This is a genomic window from Bacillus sp. SRB_8, from assembly GCF_003264205.1.
GTDB lineage: Bacteria > Bacillota > Bacilli > Bacillales > Bacillaceae_G > Bacillus_A > Bacillus_A mycoides.
In genome coordinates, this window is record NZ_NADT01000020.1 from 47568 (window position 1) to 67492 (window position 19925).

General features: G+C 34.6%; 19 protein-coding genes and 1 pseudogene. 5 read left to right on the forward strand and 15 right to left on the reverse strand.

Annotation, left to right across the window (positions count from 1 at the left end; all coding sequences use genetic code 11):
* Positions 1-118: 118 nt before the first annotated feature.
* The 3 genes from B5P40_RS18525 to B5P40_RS18535 all read right to left on the reverse strand — a co-directional run bounded on the left by B5P40_RS18525 (position 119) and on the right by B5P40_RS18535 (position 1577).
* Positions 119-346, reverse strand: coding sequence for a coiled-coil domain-containing protein (locus B5P40_RS18525; protein ID WP_060749124.1), 228 nt, complete (start codon positions 344-346; stop codon positions 119-121).
* 240 nt (positions 347-586) lie between these two features.
* Positions 587-946 (reverse strand): nuclear transport factor 2 family protein, encoded by a 360-nt coding sequence (locus B5P40_RS18530; protein ID WP_061675390.1) that lies wholly within the window; start codon positions 944-946, stop codon positions 587-589.
* A gap of 79 nt (positions 947-1025) precedes the next feature.
* Positions 1026-1577 (reverse strand): GNAT family N-acetyltransferase, encoded by a 552-nt coding sequence (locus tag B5P40_RS18535; protein WP_061675389.1) that lies wholly within the window; start codon positions 1575-1577, stop codon positions 1026-1028.
* A gap of 259 nt (positions 1578-1836) precedes the next feature.
* Between B5P40_RS18535 and B5P40_RS18540 the strand changes: the two genes are divergently transcribed.
* The gene (locus B5P40_RS18540; RefSeq protein ID WP_113709594.1) at positions 1837-2601 is read left to right on the forward strand and encodes a DUF817 domain-containing protein; all 765 of its coding nucleotides are present in this window, start codon (positions 1837-1839) and stop codon (positions 2599-2601) included.
* 193 nt (positions 2602-2794) lie between these two features.
* Here the strand turns inward: B5P40_RS18540 and B5P40_RS18545 are convergent.
* The 4 genes and pseudogenes from B5P40_RS18545 to B5P40_RS18560 all read right to left on the reverse strand — a co-directional run bounded on the left by B5P40_RS18545 (position 2795) and on the right by B5P40_RS18560 (position 5919).
* A pseudogene (locus B5P40_RS18545) lies at positions 2795-3831 on the reverse strand (DUF4003 domain-containing protein).
* A 37-nt stretch (positions 3832-3868) separates the two neighbouring features.
* Positions 3869-4018, reverse strand: coding sequence for a hypothetical protein (locus B5P40_RS32865; RefSeq protein ID WP_181462953.1), 150 nt, complete (start codon positions 4016-4018; stop codon positions 3869-3871).
* Between the two features lie 95 nt (positions 4019-4113).
* Positions 4114-4569: a DinB family protein gene (locus tag B5P40_RS18550; RefSeq protein ID WP_002033453.1), complete on the reverse strand. Its 456-nt coding sequence runs from the start codon at positions 4567-4569 to the stop codon at positions 4114-4116.
* 270 nt (positions 4570-4839) lie between these two features.
* Positions 4840-5919, reverse strand: a complete 1080-nt coding sequence (locus B5P40_RS18560; RefSeq protein WP_113709596.1) for an RNA-guided endonuclease TnpB family protein — start codon at positions 5917-5919, stop codon at positions 4840-4842.
* Between the two features lie 417 nt (positions 5920-6336).
* On the opposite strand from B5P40_RS18560, the gene B5P40_RS18570 reads away from it, so the two are divergent.
* Positions 6337-6825: a DinB family protein gene (locus B5P40_RS18570; protein WP_113709597.1), complete on the forward strand. Its 489-nt coding sequence runs from the start codon at positions 6337-6339 to the stop codon at positions 6823-6825.
* A 240-nt stretch (positions 6826-7065) separates the two neighbouring features.
* Here the strand turns inward: B5P40_RS18570 and B5P40_RS18575 are convergent, their stop codons facing one another.
* The gene (locus B5P40_RS18575) at positions 7066-7953 is read right to left on the reverse strand and encodes a LysR family transcriptional regulator (protein WP_113709598.1); all 888 of its coding nucleotides are present in this window, start codon (positions 7951-7953) and stop codon (positions 7066-7068) included.
* A 123-nt stretch (positions 7954-8076) separates the two neighbouring features.
* Here B5P40_RS18575 and B5P40_RS18580 point away from each other — a divergent pair, with 123 nt between their 5' ends.
* Complete coding sequence (locus B5P40_RS18580; protein WP_002190294.1) at positions 8077-9042, forward strand: quinone oxidoreductase family protein; 966 nt, start codon at positions 8077-8079, stop codon at positions 9040-9042.
* A 112-nt stretch (positions 9043-9154) separates the two neighbouring features.
* On the opposite strand, the gene B5P40_RS33580 is transcribed toward B5P40_RS18580, so the two are convergent.
* The 6 genes from B5P40_RS33580 to amyS all read right to left on the reverse strand — a co-directional run bounded on the left by B5P40_RS33580 (position 9155) and on the right by amyS (position 15889).
* Positions 9155-9412 carry a hypothetical protein gene (locus B5P40_RS33580; protein ID WP_002192752.1) on the reverse strand — a complete coding sequence of 86 codons (258 nt, stop codon included), beginning with the start codon at positions 9410-9412 and terminating at the stop codon, positions 9155-9157.
* Between the two features lie 163 nt (positions 9413-9575).
* Positions 9576-10268: a hypothetical protein gene (locus tag B5P40_RS18590; RefSeq protein ID WP_113709599.1), complete on the reverse strand. Its 693-nt coding sequence runs from the start codon at positions 10266-10268 to the stop codon at positions 9576-9578.
* Between the two features lie 244 nt (positions 10269-10512).
* Positions 10513-11223 carry a histidine phosphatase family protein gene (locus B5P40_RS18595; RefSeq protein WP_113709600.1) on the reverse strand — a complete coding sequence of 237 codons (711 nt, stop codon included), beginning with the start codon at positions 11221-11223 and terminating at the stop codon, positions 10513-10515.
* Between the two features lie 160 nt (positions 11224-11383).
* Positions 11384-11908, reverse strand: coding sequence for a GNAT family N-acetyltransferase (locus B5P40_RS18600; protein ID WP_002190298.1), 525 nt, complete (start codon positions 11906-11908; stop codon positions 11384-11386).
* Between the two features lie 6 nt (positions 11909-11914).
* A complete protein-coding gene (locus B5P40_RS18605) occupies positions 11915-13816 on the reverse strand; it encodes an endonuclease MutS2 (RefSeq protein WP_113709601.1) in 1902 nt (633 codons plus the stop codon).
* Positions 13817-14347: 531 nt separating this feature from the next.
* Complete coding sequence (amyS, locus tag B5P40_RS18610; protein WP_113709602.1) at positions 14348-15889, reverse strand: alpha-amylase; 1542 nt, start codon at positions 15887-15889, stop codon at positions 14348-14350.
* A 216-nt stretch (positions 15890-16105) separates the two neighbouring features.
* Here amyS and B5P40_RS18615 point away from each other — a divergent pair, with 216 nt between their 5' ends.
* Positions 16106-16897, forward strand: coding sequence for an arylamine N-acetyltransferase family protein (locus tag B5P40_RS18615; protein ID WP_002033438.1), 792 nt, complete (start codon positions 16106-16108; stop codon positions 16895-16897).
* A 118-nt stretch (positions 16898-17015) separates the two neighbouring features.
* On the forward strand, positions 17016-18803 hold the full coding sequence (gene pepF / locus B5P40_RS18620; RefSeq protein WP_113709603.1) for an oligoendopeptidase F: 1788 nt from the start codon (positions 17016-17018) through the stop codon (positions 18801-18803).
* A gap of 48 nt (positions 18804-18851) precedes the next feature.
* On the opposite strand, the gene B5P40_RS18625 is transcribed toward pepF, so the two are convergent.
* On the reverse strand, positions 18852-19898 hold the full coding sequence (locus B5P40_RS18625; RefSeq protein ID WP_113709604.1) for an agmatine deiminase family protein: 1047 nt from the start codon (positions 19896-19898) through the stop codon (positions 18852-18854).
* Positions 19899-19925: the final 27 nt, after the last annotated feature.

Sequence of the window (19925 nt, forward strand, 5' to 3'; positions counted from 1 at the left end):
TTTTAAAATATATCAGCGATTTTCTAAATATATCGGCGATTCGACAACGAATATCGACTTGTCGACAAATAACGACAGTAAAACAGGTATGCAGCACTACGCCGCATACCTGTTTTCATCACCAAAATATACCTATAATTGCTAATCCACCTAAAATCATACCACCAATTTGTCCAATGATTGCCGGTGATAATTGAACACCTTTTCTCACTTCAACAACTGGTCTTTCGTGCCTTAGTTGCTGCACTTCACTTTGAAGTTGATGTACACTTCCGTGTAGTTCTTTAATTAGTTCTTTTAATTCAGTGACCTCTTCGTTTACTGGCTTACTTTTTTCTAAGTTCATCTCGCATAACTCCTTATAAATTCAATCAGCTCACTGTAAAATTTCGCCAATTACCGTTATATCTCCTGCATACTACATATATAATATGGAATGTACCTTTATTAACAAGACCCTTTTAAGAACAAATTTAGATATTTTAGAAAGACAACTTTCATTAGTCCTATATATATATATATATAAAGGACTAATATATTCAACAATTCTATTCTTTATAGTTTCTTTTTCATACAAAAAGCTTCACTAAAATTTAGCAGGTGTACCTTGATGAAAATACATTTGCCATCTTCCTTCTCTAAATTTCCATATCGAACTACGTAACGAGTGTTGATTATTCATTTCATTGAATATTCGATAAGTAGTTAATGCTACATCTTTGGATAATGGATGTACTTCAAAATCACTCAAAGTCATTTTTACCACACCAATTCCATTTTTATCGATATCCTCATTTTTATATAAAACTTTACCAGAACTCCCAAACTCAAAAAAATCAGCGGCAAGTATCTTTTTAAGCTCCTTTTGAGATGTGCGAACCCCTGGTTTAAGTAATCGTTCCTCTAGCTGATATAAACACTCTCTTAATGAAGATAAACCTTCCATTAGTACACTCCTCTGCTCATCATTACCTAAATATTACAACTTTTCACTCTACACTACACAATTATTCTGTATGTTTTTGCTAGTTCTGCAGCTCTATCCATTCATCTCGCAATATCCCCATAATCATACGATCAAAACACTTTCCGTCTCTTTGAACTGCTTCCCTCATACATCCTTCCATCTGAAAACCCATCTTTTTATATAGTGCAATGGCAGATTTATTATACGAAATAACATCGAGACCGATGCGGTGTAAATTCAATTCATAGAAAGCATACTTTAGAATAAGGTGTATTGTTTCCCTTCCATATCCCTTCCCTCTATCATTCGCATCTCCTATACCAATTGCTAATAAACCTGTTCTGTTATTCCACTCTATGCCGTGAATTGCAACAAAACCAATTAAGCGATCATCTTGAACTGTTCTTAACATGAAAGAAACACTATTCGATCTCCGTCCCTTTAATAGCCCATCACTCGCTATTTCATGTAACGATTGCGGGAATGCCAAGTCTGTATCTACATTTCTTAAGTACTCACTATCCTCTTGCCACATAGCCATTACTTCAGCATCTGCTTCTCTAATAGCTGATAATTTAATAGTTTTATTTTGAAAAAGATTCATCGTCATCTAAAACTCCCCTTTTTTAAATAGCGGGGACAATAATTCTAGCCTATTCATCCCCTTGTTCCATAAACTGTTTTTTTAACGGGATACTTACAATAAGCGCTGACATTGGCACATCTCCTCTACATTAAATTAACTTCATTTTACATTTTTTTGTTTTTTTAAACAAACCAATTATAGTTCTCTATTATTTAGAACTATAGTATACTTAATTATTCTTCAGATTATTCAATCAAAATAAGAACTCGCAGAAGGTGAAATAATGTTTTATGTAAAACAACTACTCTATTTTACTTACGAACAAGCATTATCTTGCTTATTCCCAGTCGTCATTTTTTTAACACTAGCCCTTTCAAAAATCATTTCTATCTCAGGGTTATATCGCTATGATCTCATACTCATTGTATGTCTTCTTATGCAATATATAATGTATAAAACAGGACTTGAAACGAAAGACGAACTAAAAGTAATTACTGTCTTCCACCTCATCGGCCTTTTGCTAGAAATATATAAAGTACATTTCGGTTCATGGAGTTACCCCGAAGAGGCGTATTCGAAGATTTTGGGAGTTCCGCTTTACAGTGGTTTTATGTATGCAAGTGTTGCAAGTTACATATGCCAAGCGTGGAGAAGATTGCATTTACAAATGCATCATTGGCCGAAAGCTATTTTTGCAATACCTCTAGGAGCAATGATTTACTTTAATTTTTTTACACATCATTTTCTATATGACTTTAGATGGGTATTAACTTTAATTTTATTCATTGTTTTCTTTCGCACATTTGTGGAATTTTCAGTACAAGACTTTACATATAAAATGCCGCTCGTACTCTCATTTTTCCTTATCGGATTCTTTATTTGGATTGCAGAAAACATCGCTACCTTCTTCGGAGCATGGCAATATCCAAATCAACGGGAAACATGGAGCCTCGTTCACTTAAGCAAAATTAGCTCATGGTTTTTACTCGTTGTTATTAGCATTATGATTGTTACACAACTCAAACATTTAAAGGAATCGAAAAGATAATGCTAATTATGTAAAAACATTAAAATAACAACTTATCTTCCTTCCTTACCCAATAAAAGATCCACTCTGTAAAAACAGTTAGCCCATCACTCATTAGAGAGTGATGGGCCTTTTTTATTAATATTTTTTAAACCGTTCTCATCAAAGAGGTTATAGGTTCATCATAATTTACAAGCGCATAAGCAGTTGCACATTATGAACTACTACTAGCAGAAGAGGTTGCTGCAGATGAAGCGGCGATCGTTGCCATCATAGCTGCCTGTTGTGCCTGTATGAGGACTTCTATCATTGTTTGTAAACCTGCGTTGGTAGCTTTACTTTCCTCACCTTTCTGACTTACGAACAGTTGAATAGCAATAAGAATATTCGTATCTGTATGCCAACAGAAAAATTTCTCCCCTTGCAATTTTTCAATCAACGCTTTAATAGAATGAATCTCTTTTTCTCCATCCTCAAGTAACGCTAGTAACCCGATAGCTGGATAATGCATCTGTTTCACTTTTATCTTTTCTTGTTTTAACAAATTCCATATGTTTGTACATGTTGCAACTAACATTTCTTCACGGACATCCTTCTTTAGTGAGAGGATATGACTTAAAAACTGAAGATCATTCCCTTTACGCAAACCAGCTTTCGCTAGTTTCTGATAAAGACGTTCTACTCGGTCCATAAGTGTTTCTACATTCTCTGATTGTCCTGCTAGTAAAACCGCGAGTGGATAATCATTTGTACCTGTAAGAAAAAGATGATCCTCTTTCATCCGTTTATATACTTGCATCGAACGCTGAATGTGCGTGCCATGCTGTTCATTTTCTTCTGTTAAAAGCACAGCTGCTGCGAGATAAGTAAATATACTCCGGCTAAAGCCACCAGCGACCAATTGTTCATATAAATCTAAAAATCTCTGAAAAGCTTCCTTGTAATCTGTAAAATGAATATCTAATGTTGCGGACACCACAAAGCGATGATAAGACTTTAAGTATGAAAACATCCCTACCTGATTCTTAATATAACTACTAATTTCTAAAAAACGTCCGAGATCAAACAGTTTATCACTACCTGCATACATAGCAGCAATCATCATACCTGTTCGAGAATCACTCGTTTTCCATTTTAGTTCTCCCTTTAACTGTGCATATGTATGTGTGTATTGCTCCAACTTTTGTTCCAATGTAATCATAGTATTCCCCCATTTTCTAGTTCCTCTCTTTTATTATACGTATATTCCATATTTAGGAATACCCTATTTCATACAGATTTTGCAACCTTATACTTTCTTCTGTATTATTTTCAATATTTTTCTATTAAGTAATACAAAAAAATAATAACTACCATAAAATTTAGGATGTTTCTTTATCCTAATTGGTTGGTTGGTTTTCTTTCCTTCTTCATCAGCATCACGATGATTAGCGTTCATAATCCTTAATCCTTCAAGAAGTTCAACAACAAAAAAGGATAGATAATAAATTATCTACCCTTTTTTGTCTATATATTATTTAACTTTACCCAAAACTAAAGAGCCTTAATAATACGTTCCATCGCCTTCATTTGCCCAATATGGTCTGCTTCATGATAAAGCATCATACCGTAAAGCTCTCCAACTGTTTCCAACCCTAAAAATGGCTCTGGAAGTTTATTTTCAAATGCTTCTGCTGGAATTTCTTGAATGCGCTTCGCTTGTTCTTTTAATTGAACCGTTAACACTTCTAATGATGGCCCTTCTGTTTTCCATTTAGATGGTCTTGAACCATATCCAAACATACCTGGATATTCAGTTGGTAATTGTTTAAATTCTTTTCCAAACATGAAAACTTCTGCTGCCGTTAACACATGACCGATATGCCAGCGAATTGTATTGTTAAAGCCCTCCGGCTGCGTATCCGCAGTTTTGTCATCTAACGTTTCCATAAATTGAAGTAATGCCCCACGCGTTATTTCAAATTGTTTTAAACCAATTATTCTATTCATTTTATCGTCTCCTTTTTTATGTACAATTTATTATGAACTAAGGATGTTAAACTTATTAGAGTTTCACCTTGTTTAATCTATCAGAAACAATTAAGAAAAACATCTAATATGCTTATTGAGACTCCCACGACTAAAGTCGCAAGCCCGAATCCTTACGGATTTATGGGTGGGATTCTTGAATGACTAAGCGTTCGCAATCCATTTCTGTTTTGAACATCCTTCAAGATAAGGGCATCTCATTGCCCCTCCTAAACCAGACCATAAAGGTGCTTAGGCTGATTGACTGTTACCATCAATCACATTTGCGTAGCGAATATTCATCGCTCCAACGATATCACGATGTGTCTTAAACCCACATGGACACTTGTATTTTCTATCTCGAGCCTTATTCTTTTCAGCACATTTCGGACAACTTTGACTTGTATAAGCTGGATTCACATATTCAATCTGAATACCAGCTATCGTTGCTTTATAGGCAATACATTGTGCCAAACGATAGAATGACCAAGTGTGTAGATTTTTTTCGTTTTTACGGCTTGTTCTTGCCGTCTGTCTTATATTCGTTAATTGTTCTAATCGAATGACAGAAATATGATTTGCAATCGCAAAATTAATAATTGCACGACTTATTTTGTGATCTTTATCTTGCATCCATCTTTTCTCTTTATCATCCATTCGCCGAATGGCTTTCACTTTTTTGTCTTTTCCTAACTTCTTACGAACACTACGAAACTTACGCTTCTTATATTTATTGTGCCTACCACTCCCAAAGAAACGAACCTTATCATCATCTGTGATTGCTACCGCGGGAACCTTGAGACCTAAGTCTACTCCTAAAATTTTCGTTCCTGTCCTTTTATTGATAGAAAGTGTGACAGATATTTGGGCTATCCACTTATTCGATTTCTTTATGATGCGAAGTGTACCTAATTTATGTTTTAACAGATTCAGATTACGATTGTTTTTATCGCTTAATAAAGCTCGGATTTTTACACGAGTCGACTTTCCATTTACCTTAAATGGGATTGAAATATAAGTAGGGTCAAATGAATAATTTTGATTGTTCCATACACAAACAGGTCTCTTTAGAATCGGGATGATTTTATAATGGCTTTTCTTTACTTTTGTAGCAAACAAACTTTTCGCGTCTTTAATCGCCTGATTCTTCACCGCACTTGGGATATTTGCTTCAATATCTTTTGTGCTTTTTTTCGTACTTTTCTTTGCTTTAACTATTTCCGATACAAGTGTATTTATAACTTTAATATATTCGTGACTACTTTGTTCCAATAAACGGATTTGTCCTTTTGTTGGAATCAATTTCACTTTCACTGTTAGGGTCTGTGACATACGTTTCATCCCCTTGTTTTTTGATTTGTAGCATCGTTCATTTGATACATTTCTAGCGATCATAACAAAATCAGACGTGTTTATAAACTTTACAACTGTATTAAACGAGAAGGTTTTCCTCTCAAACACTTTGAAACATTCTTCTATCATCATTTATTCTATTTATATCATTTATTTTCGAAAGGTTCCAACAAAAACATCCGAAGAAACTACCTATACTTTGGATACTTAAAGTACCACGAACCTTGCGATTTTTAGTGGTACTCCGTATCCAACCTCACTTTCATCCCATGCCTAAAGGCAATGGGCTTTCTTGTTCGGGAAAAGCTGTAAAAATAATACAAAGGTTCACTCCTCCTAAATATAGAATTACTTACTACGCATTTAGTTTAGTAAATAAAAGAGGAGTGTCATGGCATGTTACATGTTTTAAAACAACAATATAATCTTATTCGTTCTACAAGAGAAAATCTATTTACATTTTTGGAAGAAATTCCACGAGAAAAATTGCACAGTACAGTTCCTAATTTCGGAAGTGGCAGCATTTTAAAAACCCATATTCATGTAGCTGATTGCTACCGATACTGGCTTGGATCATTCGCATTCAAGCAAAAACGAGCAGATTTTTCATTCGCTAGTGATTATGAAATTGAGCATGCAGATGTCGAGAAAGTTCGTGCTAGATTTAAGTTAGTCGATGAGGTTGTAATGCGTTTTTTAGATGAATACAATGACCGTTGGCTCGAAAATATAGCAAATGAAGTGAAATGGCAAAAAGAACCTTGGAGCACAACTCCGCTATGGCTTTTAACTCATGCGGAAACACATGAATTTCATCATAAAGGTCAACTTGTATCAATGGCTCGTCACCTCGGATACACTCCTCCTGACACAGACCTTAGTTAATTAATTACTGCAACTGAACTTAATAAAGTGAAGGCTAATAATCAGTGGGGGCTTTGTTCGTCCTCCACTGATTATTAGCCTTCACCAATCGGGCGTTTACGGGCAGTAAGACTCCCACAAATAGCGGGATAAACACAAAAAAGAAAGCGCACGTTTTGATTAATCTTTTTCAAAACATGCGCTTTCTTTCCGTAAATAAGTTAATCGTTTATTATATTAATTCCTCTCCTATAACACCTGTTAATTAAAAGACTCCCTCGTCACCTCAATAAATTGCTGCAGTGGCGCTGTCATCCATTTATCTTTATGCCAAGCAATTTGCGTATAGATCGGAGTAATTGTATTCTTTAAGACTAATTCCTTTATCGTTCCCTCTCGTATATCTTTTTCTACTACTATTGCTGGCAAAACTGCTATACCTAAATCTGCAATAACGCATTGTTTAATTGCCTCGACACTAACAAATTCAATCTTATTTGCTGGGTATACATCTTCCGCACGGAATAACTCTTCAAATAAAGTCCGATACGAGCAACCTAGTTCTGTTAGTAAAAGTGTTTCGCTTTCTAAATCTTTTGTAGAAACGGAAGGTTGTTCAAGTAAACGATGCGTAGGAGCAGCTACTACTTTTAATTCTTCTTTCATAAGTGGCTCCACATGTAAAACATCCTCTGTTTTACATTCGTCCAAAATAAATACAAGATCTACTTTCCCCTCCATCAATTGTTCCTTCGCATCTTTATTGGAATGTGCAGGTTTAAATATAAGCTTTATTTGGGGAAATTGTGCTTTAAATTTCTTTAATATAGATGGAAGCCTATATGTACATTGACTTTCTTGTGCACCGATTATTAACGTACCCGCTATTTCCTCATCATCTTTCACAGCCATTTTCGCTTCGTTACTGAGTGCAATCATCTTATCAGCATATAGTTGAAACTTCCTGCCTGCTTCAGTTAAGAAAAGACGTTTTCCTAATCTTTCAAATAATGGCGTACCGAGCTCAGCCTCTAACGTTTTAATTTGCGCCGTTACGCTCGATTGTGCAAAGTTTAATTTCTTCGCAGTTTGTGTAAAGTTCAAAGTCTCTGCAGCTACTTTAAATGTAATTAATTGTTTTATCTCCATTTATCATCCCTCTTTTCAATCGATATTCCCGATTGATTTTATCGAAATAATCCTCTTTGCCTATTGATATTTGTATTGTATGATAAAGAACATCGACAAACAATATAAATGGAGGTATTCCATATGAAAGCACTTTGTTTCGAAGCATTCGGAGACGCTGATGTACTACAATATAAAGAAATACCTGATCCAATCATACATCCAAATGAAATTCTTGTTCGCATGCAAGCAATCGGTTTAAATTTCGCTGATATTTATAGACGCCGCGGCGATTATCATCTCGCTGGTAACCCGCCTTATATATTAGGTTATGAAGGCGCTGGTATTGTTGAAAAAGTAGGAGCTAACGTTACTACTATCAATCCCGGAGACCACATTGCATTTGCTGACGTTCCATTCTCAAATGCAAAATTAGTTGCCGTTCCATCTGAAAAAGCAATTACACTTCCAGACTCTATTTCTTTTGAAACAGCCGCTTCTGTCTTATTGCAAGGTCTAACAGCACATTATTTAACGAAAGATAGCTATCAAATAAAACAAGGCGATATAGCTTTAGTACACGCTGCAGCTGGTGGCGTTGGTCAACTTCTCGTTCAAATGATTAAACTACTGGGCGGAACAGTAATCGGTCTTACATCATCAAAAGAAAAAGCACAAGTAGCTACGTTAGCTGGTGCTGATCACGTATTTTTATATACTGAAGCATGGCATACGAAAGTACTTGAGGTGACTAATGGTGCCGGAGTAAATGTTGTGTATGAATCAGTAGGTTCTACACTCGTGGAAAGTTTTAACGCTACTAAAATTGGCGGTACTGTCGTATTTTACGGAATGGCCGGCGGTAATCCTATACCTGTAGATCCACGTATGCTTATGGATACTTCAAAGACTTTAACAGGTGGAGACCTTTGGAACGTGCTTACATCTTATGAAGAGAGAAAAGAACGCTCCTCTCAATTATTCGAATGGATTACGGCCGAAAAATTAAAGATCGCAAGTCCTACTACATTCTCTTTACGAGACGGTGCCCGTGCTCATGAATTATTAGAGAGCAGAAAAAGTACAGGGAAGATTTTATTAATCCCTTAATCGTTCCCATTTAAAAAGGAAGCTAGAATATATTCCATTGCTTCCTTTTTAAATATTATTAATGTTCAATTTCGCTTCTTTTCAATTACCCTGTTATTTATATTTTTTCTGTCTATACTTCTCTTTCTAGGCCCCTCATTTTTAAGTTTATAAAATAAATGAATCTAAATATTAAAGGAAAAAACAAACCTCCCGATATCAACGATCCAATAAATACAGTATCAATAAAAGAAAAAATCCCAAATAATAGCATTCCAAAAAAATAAAATACAACTGCACTCCAATAAATAAACCGTGGAAACTTAGTTTGGAACGAATCACCTTTTTCACACGGTTTTCCAAATAACAAATGAACGAATTTAATCAACATAATCACTTCTCCATATAATTGTTAATATTCTTTTCTCCTTAGAACTGAACATAAATCACATACTATGTATCATTTTCTTTAAGTTTTCCGGCACCGAAGTTATTAGCTATGTCGAATACGGTAGCCTTTTACTCATATATTTCAAAAATGCAACAATATATTTTTATTTAATTACAAATCGTCTATCCCCATTATCATGTTGCAATTCAAACAATACTGGATTACTAACAAATCTTTTTAGCAAAACATACGCCTCATGATCATTTATGTCATTAGGAATATTAATTCCACTAAATGATGTTGAGGAAATTAGTGTATGAAAATCATATTTAAATTCATAATCACCAATATACGCTAGTGCCAATTTCCCTTTCCATTCAATTTGATATGTCTGCCCTTCTAATCTAGTAAACTTAATATTATGAAAGGCTGACGCATCATGTCCAAGTAAATAAACGTCAAATGCAGTTAACTCTAAATCTAAGTCCTTCTGCTCATCTTCCGATAAAAAATCAATTGCAAATCTCTTCCCGTTTAGCATATCCAAATTAAAAGGCGCCTCATCACTTCCTACACGAAACCCTTTAAAATCCCATTCTTCTGATGACAAAGTGCATCTATGGAAGTTGTTCCATACAATCTTAGCGTGCCAATCATCTTCTTCCTCATTCTCTTCATCTTCTTCATCCAAATCTTCCTCATCATAATCCGCGGTCTCTAAATGCAAATCAAAATACAAACCAGCCATACCATTTAACTCTTCTTCCTCTGCATATTTAAAATGTGCACTCCACTTAAAATTAACAATTCGATGACCATTAGGCCACGGGTTGTCCACAAAATATATTCGATCCATATTCACACATTCCTTACTTTGTTTTATTTCTCGTATACTTACTTTAGATTCCGAGATGAAATGTAAGGCTAGACTAATGTCCCTCCAATACACTGCAAACTAATTTGTTGTTCCTACTCTGTAATTATACCATTACAATAATTTTCACAGTTCGTTTTTAACAGAATATTCCGTTTAAAATTAATGAATGATATACTGAAAAATAAAAAGGAAGCTAGATTTCTCTATCTTCCTTTTCTTACCTTTATATTTCCACACTTTCTTTCCCTTTTGCAACATAGCTCATATCTCCAACCGACTCGACTGTATATGTTCCATCTTGATATACAATCTTCGTCACACTAGCATTTTCCACTCCAAGTTTTGTTTTGGTACTGTCTAACATTTCAATTAATGCAGTAATCAAAAGCCCATGAACGACAACTAGAACGTTGCCACCTCCATTTTTAGCAGCTTCTTCACTAATTTTATCAATCTCTGTTTTTATGCGAGTAGAAAATAATTCCCAATCTTCCGCCTGTTTCGTAGGATCTGCTGCTCTAATAAGATTAATCACTTCTTGAATAGAAAACTTCATGAGTTCTTCTGGTGATGCAACGCCCGCAGCTTTTCCAACCACATCCCACATATTTTCAAGTTTTTCACCTTCAAAAATACCAAAATTTAATTCTCGTAAATTTTTCCTTTGCTCAAGTTTTAAGGTGGATTGCTCACTATATTTTAATACTAAATTAGCAGTTTCAATCGCTCGGCCGCTATCACTACTGTACGCATTCGCAAAATGAACATCTTTTAATCCTGTTCCTAAATTAGAGGCAACTTCCACACCTTTTTCTACTAACGGAGAATCTGCCCAACCTTGCGCGCGCTGGTTCGTATTTAATATTGTTTTTCCATGTCTTGTAACATATAACGTAACTACATTCTCATTGCTATCTGTTTCTCGCTTCTTCATTCTATTCTCTCCCTTTACATTTCTATATCAATTTTACCATCTCAATTATTCATTGAGCAAAATATACGTAAGTAGATCTGCTTAATAAAAAAAGCTATCTTTCTGTATATCCCTACAAAAAGATAGCATCTTTTATGATTACATTTCTTAACCGATACTCCTACTCAGCAAAAGCACTCGAATATTGTACAATTCCTTCTACGCCTTCAAGAGCACTCCCTCTTAATTCCATCACCATAAACACTTCATCTGGCACTTCAAATGGTGCTTTTATATTCCAATCACTTGCTTTCTTAAATCCGAATTTCGGATAGTACTCTGGATGCCCTAATACCACAACAGATTCATATCCAAGTTCTTCCGCCTTTTCTAAAGCAGAAGCGATTAGTTTTCCGCCGATTCCTTTTTTCTGATGGCCCCTAGCAACTGAAACTGGTGCGAGCGCTAATGATTCTACAGAAGTTCCATCCTGTTCTATCGTAATTTTTGATAACATAATATGCCCGACTATTTCCTCATCTACTGCAACGATTGATAATTCAGGAATAAACGCGTCACATTCTCTAATACGTTTTACAAGTTCATGTTCCTTTTTATCACTAAATTCTTCATTTAAAAATGCTTGTTTTACAACTTCTTCTGTCTTACTATAATCATTTTTTTGTTCTTGTCTAATCGTTACCATTCTATATTATCCTCTATTCTTTCTTATTTCTTTTTCAATTTTACGAAGCGCTTTTTTCGATCCGCGCTCCATATCGTGTTGCATTTTTCTTTCTTTATAATCAACAAATAGTGTATTTAAATCATATCCTTCTGGGTATAATTCTTTCGCCGCTACCTCTAAAGTAATACGTTTCACATTCACTTCAACGAATTCACCGTTATAATATACAACGACATTATAGAAATTATCTTTTTCCTTATATACAATCCCGAAATCGTTATGATCTAACAAATTCACACGGTCGCCGATTTTATATTCATAGTCATTTTCTCTTTTTTCTTGCACCATTTTCGGTTTTCTAATCTTACTTTCATTCACTTTTTCTATAGCGTATTCTTTATTTCCCATATACTCTTTCGCTCTTTGCAGTACATGTTCTCTCACATTCATTTTATTCGCAATCCAAAGTGCATTACTTTCACCTGATTTACCGATCACTAATTTATAAAGTGGCTCTAGTGTTTCACTATTAAATTGCATTGCTGCGTTCATAAAATCATCGTGCATTTCTGAAAAGCGTTTAATTTCACCGTAATGCGTACTCGCAATTGTAATACATCCCGCAAGGTAAAATTCTTCTAAAATAGATATCGCAAGCGCCGCACCTTCATTCGGTTCTGTACCGCTTCCTATTTCGTCAAATAACAGTAACGTATTATTATTTGACATCCTCATAATTTCAGAAAGATTTTTCATATGAGATGAAAATGTACTTAGTGCATTTTCGATACTTTGGTTATCACCAATGTCTACAAATATATTTTCGAAAATAGCAATTTCCGTTTCTTTATCTCCAGCGATGTGAAGGCCTGACATTGTCGCTAATGTTAACAATCCAATTGTTTTTAGCACAATTGTTTTCCCGCCTGCATTCGGCCCAGTAATAATTAAACTACGGTATTCTTGACCGATTTCAAAGTTTAATGGTACTACTTTTCCACTTAAAAGCGGATGCTTACAATTTACTAAATGAATGTAGCCATGATCGTTTAATTTCGGCTCTATTCCATCGATTGATTTACTAAACTTCGCTTTCGCAAATACCATATCATATTGGCTAATTAGTTCCATATTAATTTTTATATGATAAATATTTTCTAATACCATTCCTGATAAAGTCGCTAAAATTTGATACTCTTCCATCGCTTCTTCTGCTTTCCAACTTGCGAGTTCCGCATTTAACTTTGTAACCGTATGCGGTTCTATAAATACAGTTGAACCTTTAGCGGAAGCTTCAACTATACTTCCCGCAACTTGATTTTTATAAGAAGATTTAATTGGAATCGTATACCTATCGTCCTTCTTACTAATAAAGAATTCCTGAATATATTTCTTATTTGCACTACTATTTAAAAACTTCGTTAAACGTTCTTTTATTTTTCCGTCTACAGAATCAATGTTATTTCGAATTCGTTTTAACTCTTTACTAGCCGCTGCATCAATGCTATTTCCTTTAATTGAAAAGTTAATTTCCTCTTCAATACTTTTAAATTCAGTCATCGAATTCGCATAAGAAGCTAATACTGGTGCAAAAAATTCTTTATCTAACATAAATTTTTTAATCTTTCTACATCCACGTAAAAAGTCTGAAACACTCACTAACTCTGCTGGATCTAAAATCATCCCTTTTTCTAATTTTTGAATTGTACTAGCGATATTAGAAATTCCGAAGAAAGGCACATGCCCTTCTGCATCTACTATAGCTCGTGCTTCTGTCGTTTCATTTAAGCGATTTCTCACTACTTTTATACTCGTACTCGGCTCTAATTTATTTAATAATTCCTTACCTAATCCACTTACACAATAAGATTTCACTATATCCTTTAATTCGTTATATTGTAACTTTTCAAAAGTCATCGTATTCATTTTGTTTCTCCTCACTATGATTGGTTTTTATCATCAATGAAGATACCTACTCATTAGATTCCAATGAGTTCTACATTATTCAATTATCATTTTTATACATTAAAAACATATACAAAAAAGCTGCGGGGATACCGCAGCTTTTACATTTACAAGGCATGTGTAATAACATATGAGAAAATAAGCCATAAAAACAGATGGCAATCCCCTTATTACACGCTTTATAAAGTATTGTAGGTATCTTCATAGGTTTCGAAATAAGTGCATGACAAAATTAGGGTTATGATATACATAAAAATCCCCTGGTCTTATCCGATTTATTTCATTAAATTTTTCCTATTTAGTACCTACCGCACTCACAAAAAGCACCTCTCATTAATTTATATTTTATGTTCATTGAAATCTAATTTATTGAAATCATCATACTATATGTTTTATAAGAAGTAAAGGTGTCATACTTTAATAACTATGCAGAATGTAAAAAAGAAGAGGAGAACTTATATTTCAGTCTGCCCCTTCTTTTTTATCACAAATTTACTGCTGAATATATATTGAAACTGAGCCTCCATTTACATGGAACTGCCCCCATCCATCTTTATTAATTGTTACAGTATTTGTTTGATTACCCGTAATATCGTACCATACTTCCCCAGCGTTATTCTTTCCAACATCCATCCACTTTGATCCTCCTGGTCCGTCCGAGAGTAATGTCGCTAAACCAGAATTAGCATGTACACCATCGCCTTCTCTTGTCCAGCCAATCACATCTGGATGGTCTAAATAATCACGCTGCGTACCATATGCAAAGTTTTTTCGTGCCGTCAAAATTGGATCAATTTTATCTTTTAACGCTGGAATTTCATAACTACTATTTCCGCTTGTCCCATAGTAATCACCATAGAAAACTGAAGGATAACCCTCTGCACGAGTTAAAATAAATGCATATGCCAGCGGCTTAAACCACGGACTTACTACAGATTCCAATGACTGCCCAGGCTGAGAATCATGATTCTCAACGAGAGTAACTGCGAGTGCAGGGTGATTTTTCATTACTGTTCCATTTAAAATATTTCTCATATCATAATTCCCATTTCCTGTTGAAGCATAATGAAAATTGTAATGAAGCGGTGCATCAAACACAGATTGATTATAATTGACTTTCGCTAAATAATTGTTTAAAGCCTGAACATCATTTTGCCAATATTCAGCTACTGTAAACATTTCTTTCCCCGTTTGCTGTCTGGCATGATTTACCCAATCGCGTAAATATTCATGATCAATATGTTTAACAGCGTCCAAACGAAAGCCATCTAAATTTAATTCATTCGCATACCATGTTCCCCAATTTTTCATCTCATTCGCAACATCAGGATGATCAAAATCAAGATCTGCATACATCAAATAATCATAATTTCCATTTTCGCTAGACACTTCCCAATCCCACGCTTTATCTACACCCCTAAATTTATAAATTCGATTTAATTTCCTTCCTTCATCCCAATCCGTTCCGTCAAAATGATACCATTTCCATTTGAAATTAGAATAAGCATCTCCGCGCCCTGGAAAATTAAACCCCGTCCATGCACTAATTTGATAATCACCTGATACTTCAATATTTCGATTGTTACGGTCTACCTCAACAGCTGTTACGGTTTCAGTATAATCAGCCCCACCTTTATGATTCATAACTACATCACCGTATACGTCGATGTTTTGCTTATGTAATGCGTCAATTGCAGATTTCAACTGTGCTTTTGTCCCATATTTCGTCCGCACCGTTCCTTTTTGATTGAACTCCCCTAAATCATATAAATCATAGGCCCCATACCCTACATCATTTTGCGAAGTCCCTTTATATGCAGGTGGTATCCATACAGATGTGATTCCTTTATGAGCTAAACTTTCAGCATCGGAACGCAAACGATTCCAATGATTCCCATCATTCGGAGCGTACCACTCAAAATACTGCATTAATGTTCCATTGTTCACTGTTGCTGCTTCTGCCTTATTTCCCTCATATATATTAGGAAAAAGCAAAATAAACAATAAACAGACTACCGTAATCCTTTTCAACATATTTACACCATCCCCTTCAAGAAAACGTTTGCATAATTTGTTAAAGTTATTATAATATTCGTTCTACAGTTAGTAAAGTAACAATCTTTTAATCTCTCACATTATTTTTCAAAATATGAATTCAACTATTCCACAAGTACCCCATATAGTTTAAAATTCACATCGGATTCAAAATTGTTTACAATTTATCTATAAAAGCATAACGGAGGGATTTCTATGACCGACTTTCAAAAACAATTTTTTGCAAGATTAAATATAGAAGAAAAACACAAAGTTTCATTTGAAGATTTACCTAACATTATGTACGCAATGGCACAAACTGTCCCTTTTGAAAACTTAAATATTCTCGAAAACAACTTTAAAGAAATATCAAAAGAAAATCTAAAAGAAAAAATTTTAATAAACAACCGTGGCGGCCTTTGTTATGAATTGAATCCGGCTATGTATTACTTCCTTAAAGACTCTAAATTCGATGTCCATCTCGTTTCAGGAACAGTTTATAACGCTGCAAATTCTATATGGGCTGTAGATTCAGGGCATATCGCAACTGTTTTACAACATCATAATGAACTTTACTTAATTGAAGTAGGTTTCGGATCATATTTACCCCTTTCCCCTGTTCCTTTCTCAGGTGAGATCGTTCATTCTGTAACAGGCGACTATCGTATTCGTAAAGAAACGACTGAAAAAGGTAATTATATTTTAGAAATGCGTAAAAGCAATGAGTTTCTAGATCAATCTTCTACTGATGATTGGACAGTAGGTTATGCATTTTACTTGGAAGAAGTGGATGAAACGAAAGCAAATGCAGCACAAAAAATTATTGTTGAACATGAAGGTTCACCATTTAACAAAGTACCTCTTGTTGTAAAACTTACTCATGACGGGCACGCATCATTAACAAAAGATAGCCTTACAGTAACGAAAAATAGAAATAAAACAAAAGAAACAATTACAAAAGAGCAATATACAAACCTCCTTCATTCAACGTTCGGCATTACATTATAACTTTTAAAGCCTCGCCATTTCCGGCAAGGCTTTTCATTTTCCAGCAGGGATTTTTTGCAATTTGTTGTATTTCATAGTTATATAGGAATATAACTACATATTTAGAAAGGAAATGATTATGACTGAACTTAAAGATCGACTACAAGTAGCTGATAAAGAAAAATGGGATTTAACGGATATTTATCATACAATTGAAGATTGGGAAAGCGATTTTCATAAAATTGAAGTATTAACGAATGAATTACACAAGTTTAATGGAAATATTCACGATGGCAATAGTTTATTAGCTTATTTAACAAAGAGTGAAGAAATATCTAGCATAATATCTTTAATGTTCGCTTATGCACGATTACAATCTGATCTTGATACACGCGATACTGACGCTCAATCCCTTGTCGATAAAGTATCACAATTACACGTGAAAGTAAGTGCGGCTAAATCTTTCTTTTCCCCATTCTTACTTAGTGTAGATGAAAACACATTACATTCTTACATAGAAGAAACAGAAGGCTTACACTATTATAAAAAAGACTTATTTGAGCTATACCGTTATAAAAAACACGTTTTGAATAAAGACCAAGAAGAGATTTTATCACAAATGGGTGAAGCACTCTCCTCCCCGCAGCATACATTTGGCATGTTAAATAATGCAGATATAATTTTTGGTGAAGTGACTACTGATGATGGAGAAAAAGTAAACTTAACACGTGGAATGTATTCAAAGCTAATAGAAGATGAGAATCGTGAGAAACGTGAAGAAGCCTATAAAGCTTATTACAAACCATACGTTCAATTAAAGAATTCTATCGCTTCTACTTTGTCCGCAGCTATTAAAAACAATGTTACTGTCTCAAAGCTACGAAAATATCCATCAGCTTTAGAAAAATCATTATTTGGCGACATGGTTCCGAAAGAAGTATATGAAAATTTAATTGAGACAACGAAAAAAAACATTCAATCATTACATACGTATAATGAACTTAGAAAAGAAAAATTAAATGTAGATGAACTACGACAATACGACTTGAGTGTTGATTTAGTAAAAGGTGTAAAACAAGACATTCCATACGACGAAGCGTTTGATATAATGATCGCGTCACTAGCTCCTTTAGGTAAAGAATATATCGAAACATTAAAAAACTTTAAAGATAAACGCTATATAGACGTGAGAGAAACACCAGGAAAACGTTCTGGCGCTTATAACTTTGGTGTATACGGTGTTCATCCTTTCATTCTTTTAAATCATCACGATGATTTAAATAGCCTTTTCACCCTTACTCATGAATGCGGGCACGGTATGCATACGCATTACTCACACGGATACCAACCAAGAATTTCTGCACACTATACTATCTTTGTTGCAGAAGTCGCTTCTACAGTAAATGAAGTGTTATTAATTCATTATTTATTAAAAGAAGCAAAAGAAACGAACGTACGTAATCATTTAATTAACTACTTTATCGATAGCTTTAAAGGTACTTTCTTTACACAAATCATGTTTGCAGAATTTGAAAAAATTACACATGAAATGGCCGAACAAGGTAAACCATTAAATGCCCAAGTCTTTAGCGAAGTTTATGAAAACTTATTTAGAGAGTATAATGGCGACTCTCTCGTATTTGACGAAGAAGTAAAATACGGCTGGGCTAGAATACCGCATTTCTATCGTCCATTTTACGTGTACAAATACGCAACTGGATTCGCTTCTGCAATCCAAATTGCTGATAAGTTATTGAGCGGCGATCCAAATGCTCAGAAAAACTATATTGAATTCCTTAAAGGCGGAAGTTCTGACTATCCATTAAACTTACTGAAAAAACCTGGTGTTGATTTAACTACGCCAAAACCGATTGAAAGTGCACTAAATCGTTTTAGCTCACTTGTTGAAGAGTTTTCAGCATTATAAAAAGCATGCAGAGTATATACTCTGTATGCTTTTTTCATTTCGGTTACTTTATGCTAAATGTTGCTGTGTCACACAGTGAATCATACCACCATACGCAAACAGTTCATTTACATAAATACCAACAATTCTTCTTCCCGGAAACTGCCCTTCCATGATTTGAAGCGCTAACTTGTCATGCTCATCGCCATATATAGGAACCAATACAACTTCATTTCCAATATAAAAGTTCAAATATGAGCCCTTACAGTCTGCTTCTTTTACCATTTTTCTTGTCACCGGTACTGGTATGAGCTGAAATGGTTTTCCATCTATATTTCTTGCTTGTCTCAATTCTTGATAATGCTTTTCGTACGCCTCCAAAAGGTAGGATTCACTCTCCCCAAAAGGATCATATTCATAAAGAATTGTATTTTCATTTACAAAACGCGCTGCCCCATCAATATGGTAATCTGTATCTTCATCATAATTATCCTCTCCGCGAATACCAGTTATCCATATAAAATTCGTTACTCCCAAATACTTCGTTAACTCTATTTCAATCTCTTCCTGATTTAGTGTAGGATTTCGATTTTCATTTATAATAGAAGTTTTTGCCGCCATTAAGGTGCCATTTCCATTTATCTCTATTCCTCCACCTTCTATACAGACACTAGATTTAACTTTTGGAATGCTATACATTTCACTTATTTTTCCCGGAATAACAGCATCATTTTCATACGGATATTTATCCCCCCAACCATTAAATACCCAGTGTGTTAAACAGAGATTGCCTTCCTTATCTTTTACAAAGATCGGTCCATTATCTCTTATCCAAACATCATCCGTTTCTTCAATTAAAAAATCAATTTTATCCATATCTACATTCGCTTCAATTAACTTCGATTGTACATGTACTTTTTCTTCCTCATCAAATACAACAATATGCACATTCTCTCCGTAATGAAGCTCCTTTGCCATCGTTACCCAAATATCATCTAGCTTAGATCTGTAACCTTCGCCTCTATGAGCTTTATCATGAGGCCATTGGAGCCATGTTCCCTCATGTTTTTCCCACTCAGCAGGCATATAATATAAACTATTTCCCATATTTCTCATACATGTTCACCCCTTCTTCGAATGTAA